Origin of the sequence: Azospirillum endophyticum, from assembly GCF_016595245.1 — a bacterium.
Classification (GTDB): Bacteria; Pseudomonadota; Alphaproteobacteria; order Azospirillales; family Azospirillaceae; genus Azospirillum; species Azospirillum endophyticum.
The window spans coordinates 63,710-88,195 of sequence record NZ_JAENHM010000067.1 but is presented as its reverse complement, the minus strand read 5'-3'; the positions used below and the strand labels follow the sequence as shown (position 1 = coordinate 88,195).

Below are 24,486 nucleotides of genomic sequence, written 5' to 3'. Positions count from 1 at the left end.
CACGACTGACAGGACCGCCTAGGCGACCTCCTGAAACGTCGATACTGATACAGTTTCTCTGTCCAAAAGATGCACAGACGATCCTCATTGTGCCGATCCCCTAAGAGCCAGCACCCCAAGGCCGCAACGGCTACCAACTGCCGCCGCCTGCGCATCCCTTCTCACAACACGGTATGTACTTGTCAAAGAACCCGCCCGATGCAGAAACCGGATGCTCGACCGAACCTCTGGGGTTCGGATCGCAAGCGCCGGTTTGTCGGGCTTCCCGTTCGCGTGTCGGTCGCTGCCGGTTCGGCGGCGCCGGCGTCGTTCGCGTCGGGAGGCGTCTTATATGCGGCCTGCCCCGAACCGCGCAAGACCTTTTTTTCATCGATCGGCAAAAAAGTGAGCCTGCCATTCTCATACCCGACCGGTGAGCCGGCTGTGGTGACCGGCCGGCAATGGAAGCGCCCCATGGACAGTCGCCAAGGCATGCAACCGCTCCGCCACCGGCGGCGCGAAGGGGACGACCCGTCGCGTCGTCAGGTCGGCGTGGACGGAGAGCTGCTCCATCGTCGCGGCCAGCGTGCCATCATCACCTCGGCTCAGCTCCATCAGAGTGACAAGACGCTTGGAATCAGCCTTCAGCAGCCGCATCGCCAGCCTCAGTGGCGTGCCGGCCGTCAGTTCCCGCTTGTAGCTGACCGCGACGTCGACCACGAACAGGCCCCTGCGGGTTTCACGCGTGTAGGTCTCCCCCACTCCCCAGCGCTCCTGGAGGGCATAACCGACTTCATCGAACAGGGAGACATAACGCGCCATGTTCATGTGGCCGTAGAGGTCGATCCACTCCTCCGCGACCCTCAACGGCCCGGAGGTCAGGATTTCGGTGGGGAGGGGCGGCAGGGCGGCGTCGCTCATCCGAACGCTCCCGCATGGTCGTTGCGCAGCTGTGCCTTCTGCACCTTGCCCATGCTGTTGCGCGGCAGCTCGTCTACCACCACCACGCGCTTGGGCTGCTTGTAGCGGGCGAGCCGGTCCTTCAGCGCGGCGATGACGGTGATCTCGGTGACGGGCGCCGTACCGTCCGGAACCACGACGGCGACGACGGCCTCGCCGAAATCGGGATGGGGAATGCCGATCACGGCGCTCTCCAGCACCCCGGGCAAGTCGTCGATCTCGCCCTCCACCTCCTTGGGGTAGACGTTGAAGCCGCCGCTGATGATCAGATCCTTGCCGCGCCCGACGATATGGACATAGCCCCGCCCGTCGACACGGCCGAGGTCACCGGTGATGAAGAAGCCACCCGGCCGGAACTCGGACGCCGTCTTCTCCGGCATGCGCCAGTAGCCTTTGAAGACGTTCGGGCCACGCACCTCGATGGCGCCGATGGCGTCGCCGGCGAGAGGCTCGCCGGTCGCCGGGTCGGTGATGCGCAGGTCGACGCCCGGCAGCGGGAAGCCGACCGTACCGGCCACGCGATCACCATCATAGGGATTGGACGTCAGCATCCCGGTCTCGGTCATGCCGTAGCGCTCCAGGATACGGTGACCGGTGCGGTCCTCCCAGGCGCGATGCGTCTCGGCCAACAGCGGCGCGGAGCCGGAGACGAACAGACGAATGGTCCGGCACGCCTCCGGCGTCAGCCCGTCCTGGTCGAGCAGGCGGGTGTAGAAGGTCGGCACCCCCATCATCACCGTCGCCGCCGTCAGCCGGGCCAGGACGTCGGCCGGGTCGAAGCGCGGCAACAGAACCATCGAGGCGCCGGACAGCAGCACGAGGTTGCAGGCGACGAACAGCCCGTGGGTATGGAAGATCGGCAGGGCGTGCAGCAGCACGTCGTCCGGGCCGAAGCGCCATTCGGCTTGGAGCACCCGCGCATTGGACAGCAGATTGTCCTGCGTCAGCATCGCCCCCTTCGACCGCCCGGTGGTGCCGGAGGTGTAGAGGATCGCCGCCAGATCGTCAGGCCCGCGCACGACGGTGGCGAAGTCATCCGGCTGGCCGGCCGCCGCGTCGGTCAGGCTGCCCCGGCCGCGCGCATCCAGCGTGCGTACCGGGATCGTCCCGGCCAGCGCCGCCGTGGCGTCGAGCCGCGCCGGATCGCAGACGACCAGGGCCGGTTCGGCATCGCCGACGAAATAGCTCAGCTCCGCCGCGGTGTAGGCGGTGTTCAGCGGCAGATAGACCGCCCCGGCCCGCAGGCAGGCGAGGTAGAGGACCAACGCCTCGACCGACTTCTCGACCTGCACGGCGATGCGGTCGCCGGGACGCACGCCGGCGGCGACCAGCGCATTCGCCATGCGGCCGGTCGCAGTGCGCAGACCGCCATAGGTGTGGCGCACGCCGTCCGCACTCTCGACGGCGAGGCGGGACGGGTCGATGGCCGGGTTCAGCAGATGGTCGAACAGACTGTTGGGCATGATCTGGTTCCGCGATGGCCGGGAGCCGGGCGACGCCGCTCCGGACGATGAGAATGGAAAGGCATCGGAGCCTTTTTCCCGACAGCCTCATGGCCGGGCTCCGCCGGCCGTCCGAGGTCACGGCCGTGGGGCTGCGGCCGTAGATGTCCGGACCAAATCCGGGCATGACGACGCTGGACGCTATGAAGCGATCTTGGTCAAACGGGGGCTCAAGCGATCAGGTTGGAGTCCGGCTGCGGGAACACGTCGCGCAGCCATTGCCGGATCGCGGCGATGACCGGCGTGTTCCATTTCTGGGCCGGGGCGATGAAGTAATAGCCGCCGATGGTGACGTTGCTGTCGACCATCTCCACCAGATCACCGTTGGCGAGGTTGTCGGCGACCAGCAGGTCGCTGACCAGCGCCACGCCACGCCCGAGCCTAGCGGCCTCGATGGTCAAATGGGCCTGCCACAGACGGGGGCCGCGCAGCCGGGGCGGGTCGGTGATCCCGGCCTCCTCCAGCCATGCCTCCCACATGCCGGTGGACTGCTCGTGGATCAGCGGCAGTTCGACCAGGTCGGCAGGGGTCCGTACGCCGGGGTAGCGCATCTTGAACTCCGGGCTGGCGATGGCGAGGATGCGGGGCTTGGCGAACATCTCGGCCCGCAGCCCCTCGGCGACGGCGCCATCCTCCAGGTACATGATCTCGGCGTCGGCCTCGCCCCGGCTGAAGTCGGGGCGGGCGGAGGTCGGCTGCAGGATCACCTCACGCCCGGCCATCGCCGCCTCCAGCTCCGGCAGGCGGGCGAGCAGGCGGCGCGAGGCCAAGCCGGCAAGGCAGCAGATGTGCACCGCCTCGATCCCGCCGTTGCGCAACTCGTTGCTGGCATCGGCGATCAGGTCGAAGGCGCGGTGCATCTGGGCGGCGAAGCGGGTGCCCTCGCGGGTCAGCGACAGGCCGCGTCCCGACTTGGTCACCAGCTTGACGCCGACCGACTGCTCCAGGTTTTGGATGTGGCGGGAGACCACGGTGTGCGACACCGCCAGCTCGTCGGCGGCGGCGCGCACGGTGCCCAACCGGGCGAAGACATCGAAGGCGCGAAGCGCGAGGAGTGGAGGGAGGCGGCGCGCCATGCGGGGATGGGCCATCGGGGTTGGGTGTGACGGGGCGGATCCGATGGCATCATGAAGCATTTTCGCCAGCGCCGCACGCGCCCCGTCGCCCGCCCGCCCGCCGGTCTCCTCCCCGGGCGCCCTTCCCCGTCCGTCCGTCATCACACCACCGCGGCGATGCGCAGAGCCTCGATGTCGGCATCCCCGAAGCCCAACTCGGCCAGGATGGCATCGGTGTGCTCGCCCAGCCGCGGCGCCGGGACTTCGGCTGCCAGCGGCGCGCCCTGCATGTGGATCGGCACGGCGGCGAAGCGCTTGCCGGAGCCGGGCGGCACCTCCACCACCATGCCGCGGTGGACCACCTGCGGGTCGTTCAGCGCATCGGGCACGCTGTTGATCGGGCTGGACGGCACGTCGGCCTCGTCGAAACGGTCCAGCCACTCGTCGCGCGTCCGGGTGACGAAGACCGGAACCAGCAGCGGCTCGAGTTCCGCGTGGTTGGCGTTGCGCTGCGATCCGGTGAGGAAGCGCGGGTCGGTCAACAGGTGATCCAGCGCCATGGCGCCGCACATCCGCTCCCACTGCTCGTTGGTGTCGACGCAGACGGCGATCGGCTTGTCGGCGGTGGGGAAGGACTGGAAGGGCGCGATCAGGGGATGTCGGCTGCCCAGCGCGCGCGGCACGTCGCCGGCGTTGAGATAACGGGCGATGGCGTTCTCCATCAATGCCAGCTGGCAATCCAGCATCGCCACGTCGATGAAGCTGCCCTCTCCGGTACTGGCCCGCTTCTGCAGGGCCGACAGGATGCCGATGGTGGCGAAAAGGCTCGACCCGATGTCGCCGATCGAGGCACCGACACGGGATGGCTGGCCGCCCGGCTCGCCGGTGATGCTCATCATGCCGGACATCGCCTGGGCCACCACGTCGAAGCAGGGCCGGTGGCGGTAGGGGCCGTCCTGCCCGAAGCCGGAAATCGAGGCGTAGACCAGCTTCGGGTTGACCGCCTTCAGGTCCCGGTAGCCCAGCCCCAGCCGGTCCATCGCGCCGGCCCGGTTGTTCTCCACCAGCACGTCGCTGGTGGCGACGATGCGCCTGAAGATCTCCTTTCCCTTCTCCTCCTTCAAGTTGAGCGTAAGGCTCCGCTTGTTGCGGTTGACGCTCATGAAGTAAATGCTCTCGTCATCGCTGAAAGGAGCGATGACACGGGTGAAATCGCCCTTGCCCGGACGCTCGATCTTGATGACGTCGGCGCCCAGTGCGCCGAGCAGCCAGGTGCTGTAGGGCCCGGCCAGCATGTGCGTGAGATCGACAACGCGCACGCCGGCCAGCGGGCCGTCCCGGCGTTGGGTTTCCGTGTTGGTCATGAGCGGTCCTTCGGGGCTGCCGGGCACTGGGATACGGGCCGGACGGGGCCGCGCCGCAAGGCGCCGGCCGGGTTTGGACGGGAATGCGATGCCCAGAGGCTTGCGCCGCGGCGCCGGGAAAACAATCGCTTAGTTTGGCCCAATCCGGTGCAGGAAAGGCACCGGACGGCCCCTGGCGATTGGTGCGCCCCATGCACCGGAGCGCAGACTTTTTTCTGCTTGTGACACGGAGGGTGTCCGGTATTCTCGATCTTGCCGGGAGCGTACCGGTGACGATCGAAGTCTATGAGGGACACCGGGACATCTTCCCGTTCTCCGTGCCGACCCGTCCCTCGTCTTCCGATATTTATTCAACGCCCTCCCTTTGCACGCCGACGCCCGCCGTCGGCGCAGGTTCCCGCAACCGTGAAAGGACGACCAGCGCGTGAAGGACCTTTCAGGCAAGACCGCCATCGTCGGCGCCTATGAGTCTCCCCGCCGCGACGCGCCGCGCGTCCATCCCTTCGCCCTCCAGATGGAGTGCATCCTGGGCGCGCTCGACGATGCCGGGCTGACGCTGAAGGACGTGGACGGGCTCTGTGCGGCGTCCGGCGACTGGGCCGAGGGCGGCGGCACGATGGACGTCATCGAACTGGCCGAATACATCGGCATCCAGCCGACCTACGTGAACAGCACCGACGTCGGCGGCTGCTCCTACATCCTGCAGGCGGGACAGGCCGCCGCGGCCATTGCCACCGGGCTGGCCGAGGTGGTGGTCATCAGCTACGCCGCCTGCCCGCGCTGGTGGCCGCTCTCCACCCCCTCCTTCGATCCCTTCGTCTTCCCCGCCGGGCCGGGCCAGTACGAGATCCCCTATGCGCCGACGCTGATCTCCACCTACGGGCTGTTCGCCCGGCGCCACATGGACCTCTACGGCACCACGCCGGAGCAGTTGGCCCGGGTCGCCGTCACCTTCCGCGAGCACGCCGCTGCCAACCCCCAGGCCCGGCTGCGCAAGCCGATCACGGTGGAGGACGTGCTGGCATCGCCGGTGATCGCCTCGCCGCTGCACCGGCTGGACTGCTGCGTCGTCACCGACGGCGGCGGTGCGGTGGTGATGACCAGCCGCGAGCGGGCACGCGACCTGAAGCGCCGTCCGGTCTATCTGGCCGGCTATGGTGCGGCCGTCGCCCGGACCCAGAACAGCCAGATCCCCGACGACCTGTCCACCCCCGCCGCCTTGTCCGGACCGCGCGCCTTCGCCATGGCCGGGATGACCCCCGCCGACATCGATGTGGCGCAGATCTACGACGCCTTCACCATCACGCCGATGCTGGCGCTGGAGGATCTCGGTTTCTGCGGTCGCGGCGAGAGCGGCCCCTTCGTCGCGGCCGGCAATCTGGCGGCCGATGGCGGCAGCCTGCCGACCAACACCGACGGCGGCGGCCTGTCCTCCAACCATCCGGGCAAGCGCGGCATCTTCACCCTGATCGAGAGCGTCCGCCAGCTGCGCGGCGACGGTCCGGGAATCCAGGTGGCGGACGCCAAAGTCGCGCTGGCCCACGGATTGGGCGGCACCTTCTGCTCCGCCGCCACCGCCATCCTCACCGTGTAGGGGGATCCCATGACCGCCATGACCACGCTGCCGATCCTCGACGAGACATCGGCCCCCTTCTGGGAGGCGGCGCGCGAGGGACGCTTCCTGATCCAGCGCTGCCCGGAGACCGCCCGGTACCAATGGTATCCGCGTGCCCACTCCATCCACGCCCCCCACGCCACCCCCGACTGGGTCGAGGCGAGCGGGCGCGGCGAACTGCTCAGCTATTCCGTCGTCCATCGCGGCAACACCCGCGGCGATCCCTACACCTGCGCGCTGGTCCGCCTGGAGGAGGGCGTCACGATCTTCTCGCGGATCGAGGGCGTCGCCGAAAGCGATCTGCGCGCCGGCCTGCCGCTGGCCGTCGCCTTCCATCGCCTGGACGAGACCGTCAGCCTGCCGATTTTCCGGCCCCCCGGCGACGCATCAGGGAGCGACGCATGACCGACCCCATCCACCTCGACGACATCGAACCGGGCGCCCGGGCGCTGTCCACCCGCGTCACCGTGACCGAGGCGCACATCGTCTGGTTCGCCGGGCTGACCGGCGACTTCAACCCGTTGCACATGGACGCCGAGGCGGCCAAGGCGAACGGCTTCGGCCGCACCATCGCCCATGGCATGCTGACCCATTCGATGAGCACCGGCCTGCGCTCCGCCATCGACGACTGGGCGATCCTCGCCTTCCTGGAAACCCGCCGCCGCTTCGTCGGCCCGGTCTTCGCCGGCGACACCATCCAGTATGAGGCCGAAGTGCTGGAGGTCCGCCCCAGCGCCTCCAAGCCCGACCGCGGAATCGTCCGCGTCGGCGTCACCGTGCGCAACCAGCAGGGCGACACGGTGCAGGTGGGCGAGGACGTGTTCTCCATCGGGCGCCAAGCGACGGGGCGGGTGACGGCATGACCATGCAGGAGCGCTTGAAGGGCCGCACCGCCTTGGTGACCGGCGGCGGCGGCGGCATCGGCCGCGCGGTGTGCGAGCGGCTGGGCGCCGAGGACGCCGCAATCGTCGTCGCCGACATCGGGCTGGAACCAGCCGAGCGGGTCGCCGCGGCCCTGCGCGACGGCGGTGCCGTGGCCTTTGCGGTCCAGCTCGACGTGGCCGACCGGGCGAGCTGGGAGGCGGCCGTCGCCGCCCTGCCCGAGCCCGTTCGCGCCGTCGACATCCTGGTCAACGTCGCCGGCATCGTCCGCGACCGCTCGCTGGTGAAGATGAGCGACGCGGACTGGAGCGCCGTCCTCGACGTCAACCTGCGCGGCTCGTGGCTCGGCTGCCAGGCCGCCTTCAAGCTGGTCGGCGACCGCGGCTGGGGCCGCATCGTCAACATCGCCTCGACCGCCATGCTCGGCACCTTCGGACAGGCCAATTATTCGGCCTCCAAGGCCGGCGTGGTCGGGCTGACGCGGACGGCGGCGCTGGAAGGCGCCAGACGCGGCATCCTGGTCAACGCCGTCGCCCCCGGCGTGGTGGAGACCAGCATCGTCGAAGGCGTGCCGGAGGCGATCCGCGCCCAATGGGTGGGCAAGACCCCGATCGGCCGGCTGGGCAGGCCGGAGGAGATCGCGTCGATCGTCGCCTTCCTGGCATCGGACGACGCCGCCTACGTCACCGGCCAGACCATCGTCGCCGACGGCGGCGCCACCACCGGCGACTATTGAACCGCGTCAAGACGGCAAGAACGACAACGCCGAAACGGCGACCATGCAACAACCTGGAACAGGGACGACGAACATGACGGACATCTCTCGCCGCGGGCTTCTGCAGACGGGTGGACTGGCCGGGGCGGCGCTGCTGTCCGGCGGCCTCGCCGGAACCGGCTTCGCCCGGCTGGCGGCAGCCCAACAGGTGGTGGCGGACGATCCTCTCTATGCCGCCGCCCGCAAGGAAGGCGCACTGACGCTCTATTGGGGATCCTACGAGCAGCAGACGATGGAGGCGATCCGCGACGCCTTCAAGGCGAAGTATCCGGGCATCGAGGTCCAGCTTCTCCGCCAGGCGTCGCAGACCGTCTACACCCGCCTGCGGCTGGAATTGCAGAACGGCGTCGCCGAATGCGATTCGCTGGGCACCACCAACCTGCTGCACTACACCGAGCTGAAGAAGATCGGCGCGCTGGCGGCCTACGACCCGCCCGACGCGGCCATGCTGCCCACCGCCTTCAAGGGGCTGGACAAGGACGCCATGTACCATGTCGGCGCCATCAGCCTGACCAGCATCAACTATGCGCCCGGCAAGGTCGCCGCCCCGCCGACGAGCTGGACGGCGCTGCTGGAGGATCAGTGGAAAGGCAAGATCACCACCGGCAGCCCCGCTTTCTCCGGCGACGTGGCGAGCTGGGTGGTCGCCATCCGCCGCAAGTACGGCGACGACTACCTGCGCCGCTTCGGTCAACAGAAGCCGAAGGTCGGCCAGTCCAACGTCGACACCGTCACCGACATCCTGGCCGGCGAGCGCGTCGTCGGCTCCGGCGCGCCCTTCAGCTACACGCTGGCCCAGAAGGCGGCCGGCAACCCGATCGACGTCAGCGTGCCGACCGACGACGCCATCCTGAATCTCGGCCTGACCGGCATTCCGGTGAAGGCGCCCCACCCCAATGCCGCCCGGCTGTTCACCAACTTCCTCTATTCCAAGGAGGTCTCCGACATCCTGTCGAAGAACTTCTGGCCGACGCTGCGCACCGACGTCGCCTGGGCCGAGGGGCGTTCGCTCGACCAGCTCAAATGGTACCGCAACTCCGGCGACGATCTTGCCGCCGAGGTGGCGGAAGGCATCGCCAAGTGGAAGGAACTGGTGCGCTAGCTGCCGGAAAAAGCCCCTCTCCCCCCGCGGGAGAGGGGTTGGGGTGAGGGGGCGCAAATCTTTCCGCCTGCGGCGGAACGCCCCTCATCCCAACCCTTCTCCCGCAAGGGGAGAAGGGCATCGAAGAATGCGGTGCTCCCCCGAACCGGCGGCGGTTGCCACCCGGCCGCCGGTTCGGGAACACTCCATCCTGTCAGGCCGCGAGGCCGATCCTTGGTACGGGAGGCGGACCCAATGGGGGTCATCTCAACCAGTTCCCGCGAAGCCGCACCGCGCCCGGCCATGGCGCGCGTGCCGCCCGTCAAGACGGCGGTCCTCGGCGCCGTCATCCTTCTCCTGGTACTGCTGGTGGTCCAGCCCTTCGGCTGGGTGCTGTTCAACAGCTTCCACGACGACGCGACCGGCGCCTGGACCCTGAACAACTACGCACGCATCGTCCAATCGGCCGAGCTGATCGAGCCTCTGGTCAATTCCCTGCTGCTGGCCGCCGCCACGGCGATGATCGCCGTCGGCATCGGCGTGCCGCTGGCTTGGCTGGTGTCGCGCACCGACCTGCCGCTCCGCCGCACCATCCGCGTCCTGACGCTGACCGCCTTCGTCACCCCGTCCTTCATCGGCGCCACCGGCTGGATCCTGCTGGCCGCGCCCAATTCGGGCTGGCTCAACACGGCGTGGCGCTGGCTGGCCGGCGAGGGCGCCGGGACGCCGCTGAACATCTATTCGATGGCCGGCGCCATCTTCGTCTGCGGCATCTACACGGTCCCCTACAGCTTCACCATGGTGTCGAGCGCGCTCGACGAGATGGCGGTGGAGCTGGAGGACGCGGCGACGACGCTGGGCTGCGGGGTGCTGCGGACGATGGTCAGCATCACCATCCCGCTGGCCGCGCCGGCGGTGATCGCCAGCTTCATCCTGTCCTTCATCCAGGGGCTGACGCTGTTCGGCGTCCCGGCCTTCCTGCTGACGCCGACCGGCATTCCGGTGGTCACCACCAAGCTGGCCGAGTTCTACCAGCTCTTCCCGCCGGAAATCTATCTGGCCGCCGCCTATTGCATGCCGCTGCTGCTGGTCACCGGCGCCCTGTTCTGGATGCGCCGCCGCTATCTCGGCCGCAAGCAGTACGTCACCATCTCCGGCAAGACGCGGGCCGGGCGGCAGATCCGTCTGGGCGGCTGGCGCTGGGCCGCCCTGTTCCTCGCCCTGCTGGTGCCGATGGTTTCGGTCTTCCTGCCCTACGCGGCGCTGCTGCTGGTGTCGCTGACCCGCGCCTGGGGCCAGGGGCTGAGCTGGGAAAACCTGTCCCTCCATTGGTACTGGTGGGCGATCTTCGGCAATTCGGAGACCCACACCGCCATCGTCAACTCGCTGGTCTATTCGACGCTGGCGGCGACGCTGTGCGTGGCGCTCGGCACGCTGGTCGCCTACATCGTCGAACGGCGGCTGATGGTCGGCGCCTCGCTACTGGGGGCGGTGACGACGGTGCCCATCGTCATCCCCGGCATCGTGCTGTCGGTCGGCTTCTTCGCCGCCTACACCCGGGCGCCCTTCAACCTGTACGGTACGCCGCTGCTGCTGATCGCCGCCTTCGCCGCCACCTTCCTGCCGATCGCCTATTCCCACGGCGGGTCGATCCTGAAGGGGATCGGGCCGGAGCTGGAGCGGGCCGCCCGCAGCCTGGGGGCCGGGGAGGCACGGACCTTCCTGTCCGTCACCCTGCCGCTGATGGGCGGCGGTTTGGTGTCGGGCTGGTTCCTGGTCTTCATCCCGATCATCCGCGAGCTGTCGGTCGCGGTCTTCCTGATCACCCCCAAGACCAACGTCATGACCACGCTGATCTACAACGCCAAGGACGGCGGCAACTACGAAGCCGTCTGCGCGATGAGCGTCCTTCTTCTCCTGATCACGCTGCTTCTGGTGGCGGTGGCCCGTCCGCTGGCCGGGCTGACCGGCGCACGGCGCACCTCACGCAAGACCGCCGAGGCGGCCGGAGTTCCCTCATGAGCGGTATCCGCATCACCAATCTGCGCAAGTCCTTCGGCAGCTACACCGCGCTGCGCGGCATCGACCTCCAGGTTCCCAACGGCACGCTGCTGGCGCTGCTCGGACCATCGGGCTGCGGGAAATCGACCACCCTGCAGTTGCTGGCCGGCTTCGAAACCCCGAGCGAGGGCGAGATTTGGGCCGACGACGTGCTGCTCTCCTCGCCGCGCGCGGTGCTGCCGCCGGAGCGGCGCGGCATTTCACTGGTCTTCCAGAACTACGCGGTCTGGCCGCACAAGACGGTGGCCGAGAATGTCGCCTTCGGGCTCAGCATCCGACGCCTGCCCAAGGCCGAGATCGCCGAGCGGCTGACCCGCGCGCTGCGCGCCGTCCGGCTGGAGAATTTGCGCGACCGCTATCCGTCCGAACTGTCGGGCGGCCAGCAGCAGCGCGTGGCGCTGGCCCGGGCGCTGGTGGTGGAGCCCTCCATCCTGCTGCTCGACGAGCCGCTGTCCAACCTCGACGCCCATCTGCGGGAGGAGATGCGCTTCGAGATCCGGCAAGTCCACGACCTGCTGGGCATCACCACCGTCTACGTCACCCACGACCAGTCGGAGGCGCTGGTCACCGCCGACCGCATCGCCGTGATGAAGGCGGGGGCGGTCCAGCAGTTCGGCACGCCCGAGGATGTGTTCGAGCGGCCGGCCAACGCCTTCGTGGCCCGTTTCATCGGTTCGAACAACGAGTTGGCCGGTACCGGCGAGGGCGAGGGGGCCATCCGCGTCGGCGACCGCGTGCTGACCGCGCCGGACTGCAGCGGGGTGGCGCGCGGCGGTTCCGTCTCGCTCTGCGTGCGTCCCTCCAAAGTGCGGCTGGACGATGACGGCGGCCTGTCCTGCAACAGCCTGCCCGGCACCGTCGTCCGGTCCGCCTATCTCGGCGAACATCGTGACGTGCTGGTCGACATCGGCGACGGACGGACGATCCGTGCCTTCGTGCCGCCGGACCGGCGTTATGGACCAGGTGCCGTGACCACGGTCCATCTTCCCATCGACGCCTGCCAGATCCTGGCCCCCTCCGCCTGACGGCCCTTCAAGGATACCCTCAATCATGACTGATCCGGCGACCGGTACCCCGATGGGCACAGGCCCTGAGATTTTGACGGAGCGGCGCGGCGCAGTGGAATGGGTGATCTTCAACCGTCCGCGCGCGCGCAACGCCATCACCCCCTGGATGGAAGACCGGTTGATCGAGATCTGCCGGGCGGTCGACGCCGATCCCACGGTGAAGGCGCTCGCCCTGACCGGCGCCGCCGGCGACAAGCCGGCCTTCATGGCCGGGGCCGATCTTTCCTGTCTGCAGAGCGTCTCCTCGCCCGAGGATTTCACCATTCTGGAAACCCGCGCGGAGGCGGCGGCGATGGCCCTGGAGGCGGTGCGCGTGCCCACGGTCGCCGTCCTCTCGGGAGCCTGTATCGGCGAGGGGGCGCTGCTTGCCTCCTGCTGCGATGTGCGCATCGCCTCGCCGTCGGTGCGTTTCGGCTTCCCGATCGCCCGCACGGTGGGAAACTGCCTGAGCGTCAAGAATTTGGCGAGGTTGTCGGCATTGCTCGGCACCGCGCGGACGCGGGAAATGATCTTCAGTGCCCGCTTGCTGACGGCTGCTGAGCTGGCGGCGGCCGGAGCGCTGCGCACCGTCGTCGCCAGCGAGGAGGAGCTGACCGCCCACGGGCAGCAGGTGGCCGAGGACTTGGCCGCGCTGGCTCCCTTGACCCTCCGGGCGACGCGCGAAGGACTGCGCCGGCTGCGCGACCACGACCTGCCGCCGGACATCGACGGCGACCTGCTGCGCCGCTGCTACCTGTCGATCGACTATCAGGAAGGCATCGCTGCGTTTTTGGAAAAGCGGCCCCCGGTTTGGATTGGGAACTGATCCCGGCGGTCGATGATACTGACCGCCGGGATCCGCGCCGACTGGTGCATCGCCGACGCCGCCACCGTTGATCGTGGTGCGCACCGCATTGACCCGTGCCGCCCATTTTAGGCCCATCTGCCGCATGAGCGGGGCACACCGTGCAACGGGCCACATGGTACCGTCCAGCCACGACTGCCGCCGGACTTTCCGCACCCTGGTTGGCGGAGAAGGACCGGTTCGCGCTACGCGGCCGGATCGACACGCCGCCCGGCGTCGAGGATCGGAACAGGGGGGGTCGGCCGGAGTTTCCCGGTCGATCCTCCGCAACCGGCCGGGACGTCGGCCCCAGTTCTTCAGGCCTCGAGCCGGACGTGCTCTGCGAAAGCGTAACCTTCCAGGTTGCCGAACGGGTTCTTCCGCATCCCCTTCACCTTGCGGGACAGCGCGTCGACGTTGGAGATATAGGCAGGGATGATCGTTCCGGCTTCGGTCGCGCTGCAGGCGGCGCAGAATGGCGAAAGGATCGCGCTCTTGGAGAGGGGCTTCTGGTTCGCGCCTGCGTAAGCGAGATACGTACCAGACGCTGGCATTCGCTCATCGCACCAAAATCCCGGCCCCTGCATCCCATGGTTCCGGACCTGATCATGGCCGGCAGGCCGGCATTGTCAGGTAAGGCCGGGGCGACGGCGGAAGACTGCGGACAGGATGGGCGCACCCCCCTGCCCAGGCGGGATCGACGAAGCGCGGTTCCCGCGGAGGGAGGCGCTTCGCCGTCGTTCATTCCTGCTCCAGCCACTCACCTATCGCCGTGGGGCGGATCGGCGCTTGCGCACGCAGGCGCCCGGCCTCTCCGGCATGCGCAAGCCCGCTGGCGGACGCGATCAGGTCGGACGCCGCGATCTGGCAATAGCGGCCCTGGCAGCGGCCCATCCCGGCACGGCCCAACGATTTCACCCGGTTCGCCTCCGCCCCGCCATAGGCCGCGGTTTGCCGTACCGAACCGGCGGTGACCCCCTCGCAGCGGCACAGGACGGCGTCGTCGGGCAGGGCGCGCACCTGATCGGCCGGCCACGGGAAGGCCCGCGCGATGCCCCGCGCGAAGCGGTCCAACCGGTCGAGCCGCTTCAGGTCGGCGGTGCCATCGGGTCCCGGCAGGCCCAGGTCGGACAGGCAGGCGGACGCGGCGAGCCGCCCGGCGACCTCCGCCCCGTCGGCCCCCAACAGGCGCAAGCCGTCTCCAGCCAGATAGACCGCGTCACCGGCACGCCCCATCCGGTCGGCACAGGGCAACCACTGCGCCCAGGTCGTGTCATAGGCGAACCGGCATCCGGCCAGATCGGCAAGCTGGCATTCCGCCCTCAGATGCCAGCCCAGCCCGACCGCGTCGCAGGCCGTCCGGCGCGTCCGCCCACCCGCATCCTTCCAGCGGACCGCCGTCACCCCGGTGCTCGACGCCTCGATCGCCTCCAGGGCGACGCCGGCATGGTAGAGCCGCCCCAGCCGCGCCCGCATCGCCAGCCCTTGCAGGGCGAAGGACGGACGGACGGCAAGGTCGGGAAAGGCGGCCAGCTGGCCGCGCAGAGCGGCGGTGTCGAGAACCGCCGCAACCCCGGCTCCCGCCTTGAGGAGCTGCGTCGCCAGCAGGGTCAGCAACGGCCCCGACCCGGCCAGCACGATCCGCCGCCCCATCGCGATACCCTGGGCCTTGAGCGCGATCTGCATCGCGCCGAGGCTGTAGACGCCGGGCGCCTGCCATCCCGGCACCGGGGCGAGACGGTCGGTCGCGCCGGTCGCCAGGATCAACCGGTCGTAGCCGATCCGGCGGCTTCCGCCGTCCCCCACCGCGTGCAGCACCCCGCCGGCCAGCGCGACGACCGAATGGCGCGGCAGATGGACGATGCGTCCCGCCGCCGCCAGCCTGTCGAAGGCGGTGTGCAGCGCCACCGCCTTGGCAGCCTGCGATCCGTAGAGCGTCTCCGGCGGACGGGTGAAGCCGTCGGGCGGCCGGCGGTAGATCTGCCCGCCGGCCCGCGCGCCCTCGTCGATCACCGTCGGGCGCAGCCCGGCAGCCGCCAGCGTCTCGGCGGCCCGGATTCCGGCGGGTCCGGCCCCGACGATCACGATCTGCGGTCCGGTCATGGCCAATCCTCCCGCGTCCGGGTCAGCAGCCGCATGCCGTCGGCGACCGGAGTTGAACAGGCACGGATGCGCGGCCCCTGCTCCTGCCAGATCCAGCAATCCTGGCAGGCCCCCATCAGGCAGAAGCCGGCACGCTGTTCCGGGCCGAACTCCGCCTGCCGCAGCGCCGGGGCATTGGTGAGGACCGCCGTCAGCACCGTATCGCCCGCCAGGGCCACGCGCTCCACGCCATCCAGCAGGAAGCGGACCGGCGCCCGTCCCGTTTCGGCCAGCCTGACCAGCCGGCCGCCGGCCATCCCGCTCATTCCGCCGCCTCCCGGGCGGGGGCCTTGGACCGCGGCATCTCGGGGAAGCGGGCATGGACCTCGTCCAGCGCTGCTTCCACTCCTTCGGCCCCGGCACGGCCGCCCATGCGACTGAAGATCTCGGTCTTGGCGAAGAAGCGCCAATGGATCGGCAGGCCGGCGAGGGTCCGCGTAAGGAAATCATAGGCGGCCGGCGTCCATTGGCGCTCGTAGCCCTCGCGCTCGGGACCGTAATGGAAATGCCCGGTGGGGGCCGGCCGGGTCGCACGCAGCCGGTCGGTGGCGTCGGTGTCCAGGACTCCGTCGCGGATGACGACCCCATACTCCCGCTCCGCGGCCTCCAGCGAGACGTAGCCGCGCAGCACGTCCTGCGCCACCCGCCATGCCTCGCGGGTGAACGGGTCGCCCCGCCCGCCGCCGCCCGCCGAGCGGATGTCGAGCACGTCGCCCGGCTGGAGCACGGCGGTGTCGATGTTGCCCAGCCGCTTTTCCCCCGGCGTGCCGGGATTGACCACCATGTCCGACAGCCCGGCCGCCCGGCCGCCCAGCACGCCCCAGGGGCGGAAGAAGCCGCGGTCCCGGTTGCGCGCGGTGATCCGGGTGTCGGGGGCGAAGACGCGGAAGGCCATATGGGTGGCCAATCCGCCGCGCCAGCGCCCGGGCCCGCCGCTGTCGGTCGCCAAGCCATAGCGGACGAACTCAACCGGGGTCTCCATCTCGGTGATCTCGATCGGCGTGTTCTTCAGATAGGCGGCGTCGGCGCCCGACCCGTTGGTGCCATCGCGGTGCGGCATGCCGCCGCCGCCGCCGACCACCGGATTGACCGCGGCGATGATGCGGCCGCCCGTCCGCTCGTCGGTCGTCATCACGTTGACGATACAGTTGTTGCCGGCCGGCGCCGCCGGAAGCCGCCCCGGCACCGCCCGGGAGAAGGCGCCGAAGATCACCGAGCGCAGACGCGCGCAGGTGAGCGACCGCATCCCCACCGCCGCCGGGAAGACCGGGTTCAGGACCGTCCCTTCCGGGGCGATGCAGGTGAAGGGCCGGGTCAGTCCGGTGTTGAGCAGGATTTTCGGGTTGAGGGTGTAGAGGACGTAATAGACGCCGACCAGCAGGATGGTGTGGCGCGGATCGCCGCCCGACGGCACGTTGAGCGAGGAGGCGAGCTGCGGGTCCGATCCGGTGAAGTCCAGGACCGCCTCGTCCCCCTGGATGGTAAGCGTCAGTTTCAGGCGGCAGGGGTTGGCCGTGACGGAATCCTCGTCGGCATAGTCGGCGAACTCCCATCGTCCGTCGGGCATTGCGCGCAGGACGTCGCGCGCCTGCGCCTCGGCATGGTCCAGCAGCGCCTCGACGCCGTCGAGGAAGGCGGTCTTGCCGAACTTCTCGACCATGGCGAGGATCTTGCGCTCGCCGGTATTGAGCGCGCCGACCAGCGCCTTGATGTCGCCGATGTTCAGGTCGGGCTTGCGGACGTTGGCGGTCATGATGCGCAGGATCTGCTCGTCGAACACCCCTTCGCGGACCAGCTTCATCGGCGGGAACCGGATGCCTTCCTGATGGATTTCGGTCAGCGCCCGCGACAGCGAGGCCGGGACGGCGCCGCCCATGTCGGTGTTGTGGATGTGCCCGCCGGTCCAGGCGATGATCTCGTCCTCGAAGAAGACCGGCTTCCACAGATGGGTGTCGGGCGCGTGGGTGGCGACGAAGCCGGAATAGGGATCGTTGGTGAAGGCGACGTCGCCGGGCCGGTAATCGTCGATCATGGCGATGGCGCGGCCGTAGGTCAGGCCGGGATACCAGGTCGCCCCCAGCTCGATCGGCACGCCGAAGGTCTCGCCCCGGCGGTTCAGCAGCATCACGGTGAAATCCTCCGTCTCCTTGACGAAGGCGGAATGGGCGGTGCGCTGCAGCGTGTGGGCCATGTTCTCGGCCGCCGACCGCGCGTGGTTCGCCAGAACCTGAAGCTTCATCCTATCGAAAGCAGGTCGGTCAAACACAGGCGTCACTCCGCAAAGGTCAGGTGGAGATTGAGGTGCGCGTCTACGCGGGCTTCGGTCCCGGCCGGAATGGCGAAGGTCGTGTCCTCCTGGGCGACGATGGCCGGCCCCTGGAAGCGCGCGCCGGCCGGCAGTTCCGCGCGGCGGTACAGCCCGACCGGGGTCACGGCGCCGCCGGTGAAGATTGGAACGGTCCGTTCCGCCGAGGCGGCACTCGCTTCCTCCTCCGCCATGGGGAAATGCAGCGCCGGGCCGTTTCCGATCGCCGACAGGCGCAGGTTGACGATCTCGATCCGGCCGTCGGGGTCGTCGAAATCATAGAGCCGCGCATGCGTCGCGTGGAAGGCGTCGGCGATGGCGCCGGGATCGTCGCCGTCCAGCCAGTCGGGGCGCAGCGGCGTCTCGATCTCGTAGCTCTGGCCGGCATAGCGCATGTCGGCGACGATCCCAAGCTCGGCGGCCCCGGAATGGCCCTGCGCGGCGAGCCAGTCGCGCCCTTCCCTGCCCATCGCGGCGAACGCCTCGCGCAGCACCGGCATCAGCCCGGCATCCAGGTCGGCGAACAGGGTGCGGACGAAATCGCCCCGCAGGTCGGCGACCAGCCCGCCCAGCGCCGACACCACGCCCGGCCAGCGCGGAGCGACGACGCGCGACATCCCCAGCTCGCGCGCCAGGAACACCCCCAGCATCGGACCGCCGCCGCCGAAGGGCATCAGGGCGAAATCGCGCACGTCGACGCCGGCGCGCGCGGCCATCTTCTCGACCTCCGCGAACATTTCCGACACCGCGACGTCGAGGATGGCCTGGGCGGTGGCCTCCAGCGAACGGCCCAGCCGATCGGCCAGCCGCCCCACCGCGGCCCGGGCGAGGTCGGCATCCATCCGCAGCTGCCCGTAAGCCATCTGGCTGTGGCCGAGCCAACCGCACACCACCATGGCGTCGGTCACCGTCGCCCACTCGCCGCCACGGCCATAGCAAGCCGGGCCCGGTGTCGATCCGGCGGACTCCGGCCCCACGCGCAGCACCCCCTGCCCGTCGACGCTGGCGATCGACCCGCCGCCGATGCCGATGGAACTGACCGAAACCGACGGGATGTGCAGCGGAAACTCGCCGATCATCTCGCCGACGCCGAACCGGGCCTGACCGTCGATGATCAGGGCGAAATCGGCGGAAGTGCCGCCGATGTCGAGCGTCAGGATGCGGGGCTCCCCCGCCTGCCGGGCCAGCCAGGCCGCGCCGTTGACACCGGAGGCGGCGCCGGACAGCAGCATGTGGACGCAGGCCCGCTTGCCCTCCGCCGCGTTCATCACGCCGCCGTTGGACTTGGTCAGCAGCGGGCGGGCCGGCACCCCGCGGCCGGCCAGCCGCTCCTCCAGCGCCGACAGATAGCCGGAAATCCGCGGATGGACATAGGCATTCAGGATCGCCGTCGTCGTCCGCTCATATTCACGGATCACCGGCCAGACCTCGGCCGAGGTGAAGACGAACAGCTCCGGGGCCAGCCGGGCGACCTCCTCCTTCACCGCGCTTTCCTGGGCATCGTCGCGCCAGGAATGCAGGAAGGAGACGACGACGCCCAGCGCCCCCTTGGCGCGGATGGCGGCGACGGCGTCGGCGACGGCCGCCCTGTCGGGGGCCTGACGCTCGGTGCCGTCCGATCGCAGGCGGGCGGGAATGCCGAAGACCATGTCGCGGGACACCAGCTGGTCGGGGCGCGAGCAGAACAGCGAATAGGTGTCGGGCATGCGCAGCCGGGCGAGTTCGATGACATCCTCGAAGCTGGCATTGGTCAGCAGCGCCAGCGGCGCGCCCTTGCGCTGGATCACCGTGTTCATCCCCACCGTCGTGCCGTGCACGAAGCGGGTGACGGCGCGCGGATCCAGCCCCTCGCGCTCGGCCAGCAATGTCAGGCCGGTCATCAGCTCGGCGCCGGGATCGTCCGGCGTCGTCAGCACCTTCAGCGAGGCCACCCGCCCCGACCGGGTTTCCAGCGCGCAGAAATCGATGAAGGTCCCGCCGATGTCGACGCCGACCTTCCAATCGACCTCCGGAACCGCCGCGCCGCCATCCCTGCCGCGCTCCATGCCGCCGTCCATTTCGGATCCCTTCCTGAAGTCAGCCTGTGCCTGATCTGGACGGAAGGCTGACATGGCGGAACACCGGCGGTCTAAGACCCAATGGACGCAAACGCATAAGGCGGACTTATGCATCGCGCCCCTCATCGCCCGATCCATAGCCCGGCCTTATGGGCTCATGCCCAACCCGTCTTTGACCCGCCTGCCGGCCGTAGGCAGCCTGGGCGCCGGGGCGGAGCCGCGTCCGCTCGGGTGTTGGGAGGGGTCGATGAGGGTTATCGTGCTGGGTGGCGGGTTGATGGGATCGGCCGCCGCCTTCTTCCTGGCCCGGCGCGGCCTGAACGTCACGCTGCTGGATCGCGGCCGGGTCGGCGCGGGCGCCACGGTCGCATCCTTCGGCAACATCCGCCGCACCGGACGCTACCTGCCGCAGCTGCCGCTCGCCCACCGGTCGCGGGCGCTGTGGGGCGAGGCGGAGCGGCTGCTGGGCCGTGATGTGGAGTTCCGCGCCACCGGTCATCTGCGTCTGGTGTTCGACGAGGATGGCCTGGCCGACATGCGCCGCTTCAGCGCCGACGCGCGGCCCTGGGGGCTGGACCTCGACGAGTTGTCGCCGCCGGAGATCCGCCGCCGCTTTCCCGGGCTTGGGCCGGGCGCCATCGCCGCCTCCTTCTCCCCGCAGGACGGCAGCGGCAACCCGCGGCTGATCGCCCCGGCCTTCGCCGACGCGGCCCGCCGCCTGGGCGCCGAGATCGTCGAGGATTGCGGACCGGTGGAGGTGTCGGCGACCGGTTCGGGATTCGAGGCGGTGACGCAGCGGGGCCGCTTCGCGGCGGAGTGCCTGCTGAACGCGGCCGGCGCCTGGGGCGCCCGCGTCGCCGCGGCCTTCGGCGAGACGGTGCCGATGACGGCGCTCGGACCGCAGATGGGCGTGACCGAACCCCTGCCCCACCGGGTCCTGCCGGTGGTGGGCATGTGGTCGCGTGCCGGGGGAGACGGCTACCTCCGTCAGGTGGAGCGCGGCAACATCGTCTTCGGCGGCGGCGCCGAGCGCGTGCCGGTGGCGCTCGATCCCGGCCACGCCAAGGCGGACCCGGCGCGGCTGCCCGGACAATTGCGCGCCCTGGTCCGGCTGCTGCCCGCGCTGGCCGACGTCACGGTGATCCGCACCTGGTCCGGCTGCGAGGGCTATGTCGCCGACAAGCTGCCGGTCATGGGACCGTCGGCGACGACGCCGGGCCTGTTCCACGCCTTCGGCTTCAGCGGCCACGGCTTCCAGCTCGGCCCCGGCGTCGGCGACGTGATGGCGGAGATCATCGCCACCGGGCGCACCGACACGCCGCTGCAGGACTTCCGCATCGACCGCTTCCCGACCACCGTACAGGCAGCCCAAGACTGACGGCGGCGTGCCGGCCCGCTTCTCAGCGCGCGGGCCGCAGCGCGCCGGGCCGGGCATTGAGCCGGCCGGCCAGGGGAATCACCAGCGCCGAGGCCGCGATCACGGCGGCGCCCGCCAGGCTGACCGGAGACGGCAGCAGGCCGAAGATCAGCGCGTCGAGGATCAGCGCCCACAGCATGGCGGTGTAATCGAACGGGGCCTGGATCGAAACCGGGGCCCGGGCCATCGCCTCGGTCATGGTGATGTGCGCCAGCCCGCCGGAGACCCCGGCCCCGATCAGGTAGGCCAAGGACGGCCCGGTCGGGTCGATCCAGCCGAACGGCCAGCTCGCCAGACCGCCAAGCGCGCAGATGGCGGCGAAATAGAAGGCGATGGTCCCCGGTGCCTCGGTCGCGGTCAGCGTCTTGATCTGGACCCGACCCGCCGCGGTGGCGACCGCCATCGCCAGACCGGACGCCACCCCGAAGATGGTGTCGCGATCCAGCGTCGGTCCCTCGAAGGCCGGTGCCAGCATCAGGACCACCCCGACGAAGCCGGCCAACGCGGCGCCGATCGCCACGGCGCCCGGCCGTTCCCGCAGGACCAGCACCGCGGCCGGCACGGCGAGCAGGGGAGCCAGGAACCCCAGCGCGGTCGCCAGCGCCAGAGGCAGATAGGCCAGCGAAACGAAGGAGAGCACCATCGCAACGCCGCCATAAAGGTTGCGCTTCAGATGCCCGACCGGCTGTCGCGTCTTCAAGGCCGACGGGAACTGCCGGCGCCACATGAGATAAGCGATGATCGGGGGCAGCGCGAAGAAGCTGCGGTAAAAGACGATCTGCCCGACCGGCGCCTCGACGGAGGCCAGCCGGACGAACAGCGACATCACGACGAACAGCCCGGCGGACACCAGCCGAAGCACCACCCAACCATGGTTGCCGGCGGAGGGCGGCTTGGGCGATGGACAGGGCGGTGGCTTGGACTCTGGCTCGGCCACGGGTTCGGACTGCAGGCCGGCGGAGGTTTCCGGCGTCTGTCCCGGCATGATCGGCGCATCCTTTTCTGAAGCCGGATTTTCCGACGGCTCAACCCAGGGCCTGGGTGGCGAGTGCATAGGTGACGGGACGGTCCGGCGCCCGCGTCGACGGATCGGTCAGCGGCGCGCCCAGCGACATGGTCAGCACCGTGTCGTGAATCCTCAGGCCCGACCGGGCGACGAACACCGGGAAAAGCCCTTCGTCCAGATGGGTGTCCAGGCGCAGGAAACGGCCGTCATGTTCGTCCACATGGGGTTGGACCACGGCGATCGCGTCCTCGTCCGTTCCGGCGACCACCGGACCGACGACATGCCCGCGGCCGAAGGGACGGCACAGGGCGAAAGCCGCCAGAGCGCCGTCACGCTCCAGACCATAGCCGACCGACTGCCCGAACAGCCGCGCGATCAACCCGGCCCGCGAGGTTCCGAAGGCACGTTCGTCCAGCGCCGTCACCGCCGCGAGATCGGCCTCCACCAGCCGCCGCGGCTGCGCGGACGCGGAGCGGTCGCTCCGGCGCGCCTCGCCCTGGCATTGGAATACGGTCCGTTGTCCGACGAAGCCGAGCGGGCGGTACAGCGCCAGCGCCGCACGGGTGGCGCTGAGCCTGTAGGTCCGCCCCGCCGACGCCGACAGCACCCGCTTCATCAGCCATTCGCCCACCCCCAGCGATTGCAGCCGGGGGGATGTCATGACCATGCCGATGGTCGCGAAATCGTCGCCGTAGGGAAACCACATCGCCGACGCCAGGACGCGGTCGATCTCGTCGAGGGCGACGAAGCCGTGGCCGACCTCGCGCGCGAACTGCCAGTCCTCCGCGCGATGTGGCCAACCGACCGAGATCGACAGCGCCTGCAGGCGTTCAAGGCCGATGTCGGCGATGTCGGCCATCCGCACGTCGAAGGCGTCGACGGTCAGGGAAGCCGGCAACGCACCGTCCCCCGCCCCGTCCTCGATGCCGCTCCCGCTCAATGCTTCCCCCTCTCCGGAGTTTCCATAACGTGAGGCCGTGCTCCATTGGGTCAATCGATGCGCCCGAGCCATCCGGCGCTCCCCCGAGACTACCGGGGTACCCGCCGCACAAATCACCGCAAAACACCGGGCCGGCACAACAATCAACCAAATCGCCCATGCATTCGGCATCGAATGGAGCGGCAGCGGGCTAAGATCGTCCCTGTCGCAGCCGCCAGTGCCGGCGCCACTTTCCGCAAACCGCAGCGAAACCGCACCCACGCCCCGCACTCACGGCGCGCAGCATGGGAGCAGGTGAGGCCGTCATGACCGTGATCGACATCCTGAAGGAGCTGATCGCCTTTCCCTCCGTCGTCGGAACCCCGAACGGCGCCATCATCGACGGAATCCGCGGCATCCTGGAGGGTGCGGGCGTGCGCGTCCGGGTTCTGCCGGGGCCGGAGGGCGACCGGTTCAACCTGTTCGCCACCATCGGCCCGGCGATGGTTCCGGGCTATGTCCTGTCCGGCCACATGGATGTGGTGCCCGCCACCGAACCCGAATGGACCGGCGACCCGTTCCGGCTGCGTACCGACGGCAACCGGCTTTACGGGCGCGGCACCTCCGATATGAAGGGCTTCATCGCGGCGGTGTTGGCGGCGCTGCCCGCCCTGACCGACGCTCCGCTCGCCCGGCCGATCCATCTGGCCTTCACCTATGACGAGGAGGCCGGCTGCCGGGGCGCGCCGCATTTGATGCCGCATCTGCCCGACCTGTGCGCGCCACCGCTGGGCGTCATCGTCGGCGAACCGAGCGGCCTGCGCGCCATCCGCGCCCACAAGGGCAAGGCGGCGGCCCGGCTGACCGTGCGCGGACGCTCCGGCCATTCCTCCCGCCCCGACCAGGGGCTGAACGCCATCCACGCCATGACCGCCGCGCTGGCCGCCGCCGCCGCCCAGGCCGACCGCCTGACCCAGGGGCCGCTGGACTCGGTCTTCGAGCCGCCCTACTCCTCCCTGCAGGTCGGCACCATCCAGGGCGGACTGGCGGTGAACATCATCCCAGATGCCTGCACCGCGGAATTCGAAGCCCGTGCCATCTCCGGGATCGACCCCGTCACCCTGCTGGAGCCGGTGCGCCAAGCGGCGGAGCGGCTGGAGGAGCGGGGATTCGTCGTCGATTGGACGCAGACGGGCGCCTATCCCGCCCTGTTCCTGGCCGCCCGCTCGCCGCTGGCCCGCCTGCTGGAGGAGTTGACCGGACAGGAACCGCTGGCCGCCGTCAGCTATGGCACCGAAGCCGGCCTGTACCAGACCGCCGGGATCGACGCGATCATCTGCGGCCCCGGCGACATCGCCCGGGCGCACCGCCCCGACGAACACATCCTCGTCGAGGAGTTGAACGCCTGCCAATCGATGATCGAGGCGCTCGGCCGGCGCTGCCGCCTTTGATCGCCGACCGCGACAGCCGCGCATC

21 protein-coding genes are annotated in these 24,486 nt (G+C 69.7%); 10 read left to right on the top strand and 11 right to left on the bottom strand.

Features of this window, described 5'->3' with window-relative positions:
- Nucleotides 1–399 precede the first annotated feature (399 nt).
- The 4 genes from JHL17_RS25215 to JHL17_RS25200 form a co-directional block, all read right to left on the bottom strand.
- On the bottom strand, nt 400–900 hold the full coding sequence (locus JHL17_RS25215) for a thioesterase family protein (protein WP_200197435.1): 501 nt from the start codon (nt 898–900) through the stop codon (nt 400–402).
- Complete coding sequence (locus JHL17_RS25210; RefSeq protein ID WP_200197433.1) at nt 897–2,402, bottom strand: malonate--CoA ligase; 1,506 nt, start codon at nt 2,400–2,402, stop codon at nt 897–899. Before JHL17_RS25210 ends, JHL17_RS25215 begins: the two co-directional genes overlap by 4 nt.
- Before the next feature lie 209 nt (nt 2,403–2,611).
- A complete protein-coding gene (locus JHL17_RS25205) occupies nt 2,612–3,517 on the bottom strand; it encodes a LysR substrate-binding domain-containing protein (RefSeq protein WP_200197431.1) in 906 nt (301 codons plus the stop codon).
- 140 nt (nt 3,518–3,657) lie between these two features.
- Nucleotides 3,658–4,860 carry a CaiB/BaiF CoA transferase family protein gene (locus JHL17_RS25200; protein WP_200197429.1) on the bottom strand — a complete coding sequence of 401 codons (1,203 nt, stop codon included), beginning with the start codon at nt 4,858–4,860 and terminating at the stop codon, nt 3,658–3,660.
- A 424-nt stretch (nt 4,861–5,284) separates the two neighbouring features.
- On the opposite strand from JHL17_RS25200, the gene JHL17_RS25195 reads away from it, so the two are divergent.
- From JHL17_RS25195 to JHL17_RS25160, 8 genes are all read left to right on the top strand, one after another.
- The gene (locus tag JHL17_RS25195) at nt 5,285–6,454 is read left to right on the top strand and encodes a thiolase C-terminal domain-containing protein (RefSeq protein ID WP_200197427.1); all 1,170 of its coding nucleotides are present in this window, start codon (nt 5,285–5,287) and stop codon (nt 6,452–6,454) included.
- Between the two features lie 9 nt (nt 6,455–6,463).
- Nucleotides 6,464–6,880 carry a Zn-ribbon domain-containing OB-fold protein gene (locus JHL17_RS25190; RefSeq protein ID WP_200197425.1) on the top strand — a complete coding sequence of 139 codons (417 nt, stop codon included), beginning with the start codon at nt 6,464–6,466 and terminating at the stop codon, nt 6,878–6,880.
- Nucleotides 6,877–7,338, top strand: a complete 462-nt coding sequence (locus tag JHL17_RS25185; RefSeq protein WP_200197423.1) for a MaoC family dehydratase — start codon at nt 6,877–6,879, stop codon at nt 7,336–7,338. Before JHL17_RS25190 ends, JHL17_RS25185 begins: the two co-directional genes overlap by 4 nt.
- On the top strand, nt 7,335–8,093 hold the full coding sequence (locus tag JHL17_RS25180) for an SDR family oxidoreductase (protein ID WP_200197421.1): 759 nt from the start codon (nt 7,335–7,337) through the stop codon (nt 8,091–8,093). The genes JHL17_RS25185 and JHL17_RS25180 overlap by 4 nt, the downstream gene beginning before the upstream one ends.
- Before the next feature lie 73 nt (nt 8,094–8,166).
- On the top strand, nt 8,167–9,234 hold the full coding sequence (locus JHL17_RS25175; RefSeq protein ID WP_200197420.1) for an extracellular solute-binding protein: 1,068 nt from the start codon (nt 8,167–8,169) through the stop codon (nt 9,232–9,234).
- Between the two features lie 234 nt (nt 9,235–9,468).
- Nucleotides 9,469–11,235, top strand: a complete 1,767-nt coding sequence (locus JHL17_RS25170; RefSeq protein WP_200197419.1) for an ABC transporter permease — start codon at nt 9,469–9,471, stop codon at nt 11,233–11,235.
- Entirely contained in the window at nt 11,232–12,299 is a 1,068-nt protein-coding gene (locus JHL17_RS25165; protein WP_200197418.1) for an ABC transporter ATP-binding protein, read from the top strand. The genes JHL17_RS25170 and JHL17_RS25165 overlap by 4 nt, the downstream gene beginning before the upstream one ends.
- A gap of 25 nt (nt 12,300–12,324) precedes the next feature.
- Entirely contained in the window at nt 12,325–13,146 is an 822-nt protein-coding gene (locus tag JHL17_RS25160) for an enoyl-CoA hydratase (RefSeq protein WP_247893809.1), read from the top strand.
- Between the two features lie 335 nt (nt 13,147–13,481).
- On the opposite strand, the gene JHL17_RS25155 is transcribed toward JHL17_RS25160, so the two are convergent.
- The 5 genes from JHL17_RS25155 to JHL17_RS25135 all read right to left on the bottom strand — a co-directional run bounded on the left by JHL17_RS25155 (nt 13,482) and on the right by JHL17_RS25135 (nt 19,668).
- Nucleotides 13,482–13,751, bottom strand: a complete 270-nt coding sequence (locus JHL17_RS25155) for a hypothetical protein (RefSeq protein WP_200197417.1) — start codon at nt 13,749–13,751, stop codon at nt 13,482–13,484.
- Nucleotides 13,752–13,905: 154 nt separating this feature from the next.
- A complete protein-coding gene (locus JHL17_RS25150) occupies nt 13,906–15,267 on the bottom strand; it encodes an NAD(P)/FAD-dependent oxidoreductase (protein WP_200197416.1) in 1,362 nt (453 codons plus the stop codon).
- Nucleotides 15,264–15,572 (bottom strand): (2Fe-2S)-binding protein, encoded by a 309-nt coding sequence (locus JHL17_RS25145; protein WP_200197415.1) that lies wholly within the window; start codon nt 15,570–15,572, stop codon nt 15,264–15,266. Before JHL17_RS25145 ends, JHL17_RS25150 begins: the two co-directional genes overlap by 4 nt.
- Complete coding sequence (locus JHL17_RS25140; protein ID WP_200197414.1) at nt 15,569–17,545, bottom strand: hydantoinase B/oxoprolinase family protein; 1,977 nt, start codon at nt 17,543–17,545, stop codon at nt 15,569–15,571. Before JHL17_RS25140 ends, JHL17_RS25145 begins: the two co-directional genes overlap by 4 nt.
- Before the next feature lie 32 nt (nt 17,546–17,577).
- Entirely contained in the window at nt 17,578–19,668 is a 2,091-nt protein-coding gene (locus JHL17_RS25135) for a hydantoinase/oxoprolinase family protein (RefSeq protein ID WP_200197412.1), read from the bottom strand.
- Nucleotides 19,669–19,915: 247 nt separating this feature from the next.
- Between JHL17_RS25135 and JHL17_RS25130 the strand changes: the two genes are divergently transcribed.
- Complete coding sequence (locus JHL17_RS25130; protein WP_200197411.1) at nt 19,916–21,046, top strand: NAD(P)/FAD-dependent oxidoreductase; 1,131 nt, start codon at nt 19,916–19,918, stop codon at nt 21,044–21,046.
- Nucleotides 21,047–21,068: 22 nt separating this feature from the next.
- Here JHL17_RS25130 and JHL17_RS25125 read toward each other — a convergent pair whose 3' ends face one another.
- Together JHL17_RS25125 and JHL17_RS25120 are read right to left on the bottom strand one after the other, a co-directional pair.
- Entirely contained in the window at nt 21,069–22,070 is a 1,002-nt protein-coding gene (locus JHL17_RS25125) for a DMT family transporter (RefSeq protein ID WP_200197409.1), read from the bottom strand.
- Nucleotides 22,071–22,110: 40 nt separating this feature from the next.
- Nucleotides 22,111–23,031, bottom strand: a complete 921-nt coding sequence (locus tag JHL17_RS25120; protein WP_200197407.1) for a GNAT family N-acetyltransferase — start codon at nt 23,029–23,031, stop codon at nt 22,111–22,113.
- A gap of 305 nt (nt 23,032–23,336) precedes the next feature.
- Here JHL17_RS25120 and argE point away from each other — a divergent pair, with 305 nt between their 5' ends.
- The gene (argE, locus tag JHL17_RS25115) at nt 23,337–24,461 is read left to right on the top strand and encodes an acetylornithine deacetylase (protein WP_200197405.1); all 1,125 of its coding nucleotides are present in this window, start codon (nt 23,337–23,339) and stop codon (nt 24,459–24,461) included.
- Nucleotides 24,462–24,486: the final 25 nt, after the last annotated feature.

Excerpts from the sequence above, each read along its gene's own strand:
- JHL17_RS25170 (WP_200197419.1), top strand. The coding sequence starts at position 9,469 with ATGGGGGTCATCTCAACCAGTTCCCGCGAAGCCGCACCGCGCCCGGCC.
- JHL17_RS25145 (WP_200197415.1), bottom strand. The coding sequence starts at position 15,572 with ATGAGCGGGATGGCCGGCGGCCGGCTGGTCAGGCTGGCCGAAACGGGA.
- JHL17_RS25140 (WP_200197414.1), bottom strand. The coding sequence starts at position 17,545 with ATGAAGCTTCAGGTTCTGGCGAACCACGCGCGGTCGGCGGCCGAGAAC.
- JHL17_RS25185 (WP_200197423.1), top strand. The coding sequence starts at position 6,877 with ATGACCGACCCCATCCACCTCGACGACATCGAACCGGGCGCCCGGGCG.
- JHL17_RS25175 (WP_200197420.1), top strand. The coding sequence starts at position 8,167 with ATGACGGACATCTCTCGCCGCGGGCTTCTGCAGACGGGTGGACTGGCC.
- JHL17_RS25150 (WP_200197416.1), bottom strand. The coding sequence starts at position 15,267 with ATGACCGGACCGCAGATCGTGATCGTCGGGGCCGGACCCGCCGGAATC.
- JHL17_RS25215 (WP_200197435.1), bottom strand. The coding sequence starts at position 900 with ATGAGCGACGCCGCCCTGCCGCCCCTCCCCACCGAAATCCTGACCTCC.
- JHL17_RS25205 (WP_200197431.1), bottom strand. The coding sequence starts at position 3,517 with ATGGCGCGCCGCCTCCCTCCACTCCTCGCGCTTCGCGCCTTCGATGTC.
- JHL17_RS25130 (WP_200197411.1), top strand. The coding sequence starts at position 19,916 with ATGAGGGTTATCGTGCTGGGTGGCGGGTTGATGGGATCGGCCGCCGCC.
- JHL17_RS25200 (WP_200197429.1), bottom strand. The coding sequence starts at position 4,860 with ATGACCAACACGGAAACCCAACGCCGGGACGGCCCGCTGGCCGGCGTG.
- JHL17_RS25165 (WP_200197418.1), top strand. The coding sequence starts at position 11,232 with ATGAGCGGTATCCGCATCACCAATCTGCGCAAGTCCTTCGGCAGCTAC.
- argE (WP_200197405.1), top strand. The coding sequence starts at position 23,337 with ATGACCGTGATCGACATCCTGAAGGAGCTGATCGCCTTTCCCTCCGTC.
- JHL17_RS25190 (WP_200197425.1), top strand. The coding sequence starts at position 6,464 with ATGACCGCCATGACCACGCTGCCGATCCTCGACGAGACATCGGCCCCC.
- JHL17_RS25210 (WP_200197433.1), bottom strand. The coding sequence starts at position 2,402 with ATGCCCAACAGTCTGTTCGACCATCTGCTGAACCCGGCCATCGACCCG.
- JHL17_RS25160 (WP_247893809.1), top strand. The coding sequence starts at position 12,325 with ATGACTGATCCGGCGACCGGTACCCCGATGGGCACAGGCCCTGAGATT.
- JHL17_RS25125 (WP_200197409.1), bottom strand. The coding sequence starts at position 22,070 with ATGCCGGGACAGACGCCGGAAACCTCCGCCGGCCTGCAGTCCGAACCC.
- JHL17_RS25135 (WP_200197412.1), bottom strand. The coding sequence starts at position 19,668 with ATGGACGGCGGCATGGAGCGCGGCAGGGATGGCGGCGCGGCGGTTCCG.
- JHL17_RS25180 (WP_200197421.1), top strand. The coding sequence starts at position 7,335 with ATGACCATGCAGGAGCGCTTGAAGGGCCGCACCGCCTTGGTGACCGGC.
- JHL17_RS25155 (WP_200197417.1), bottom strand. The coding sequence starts at position 13,751 with ATGCAGGGGCCGGGATTTTGGTGCGATGAGCGAATGCCAGCGTCTGGT.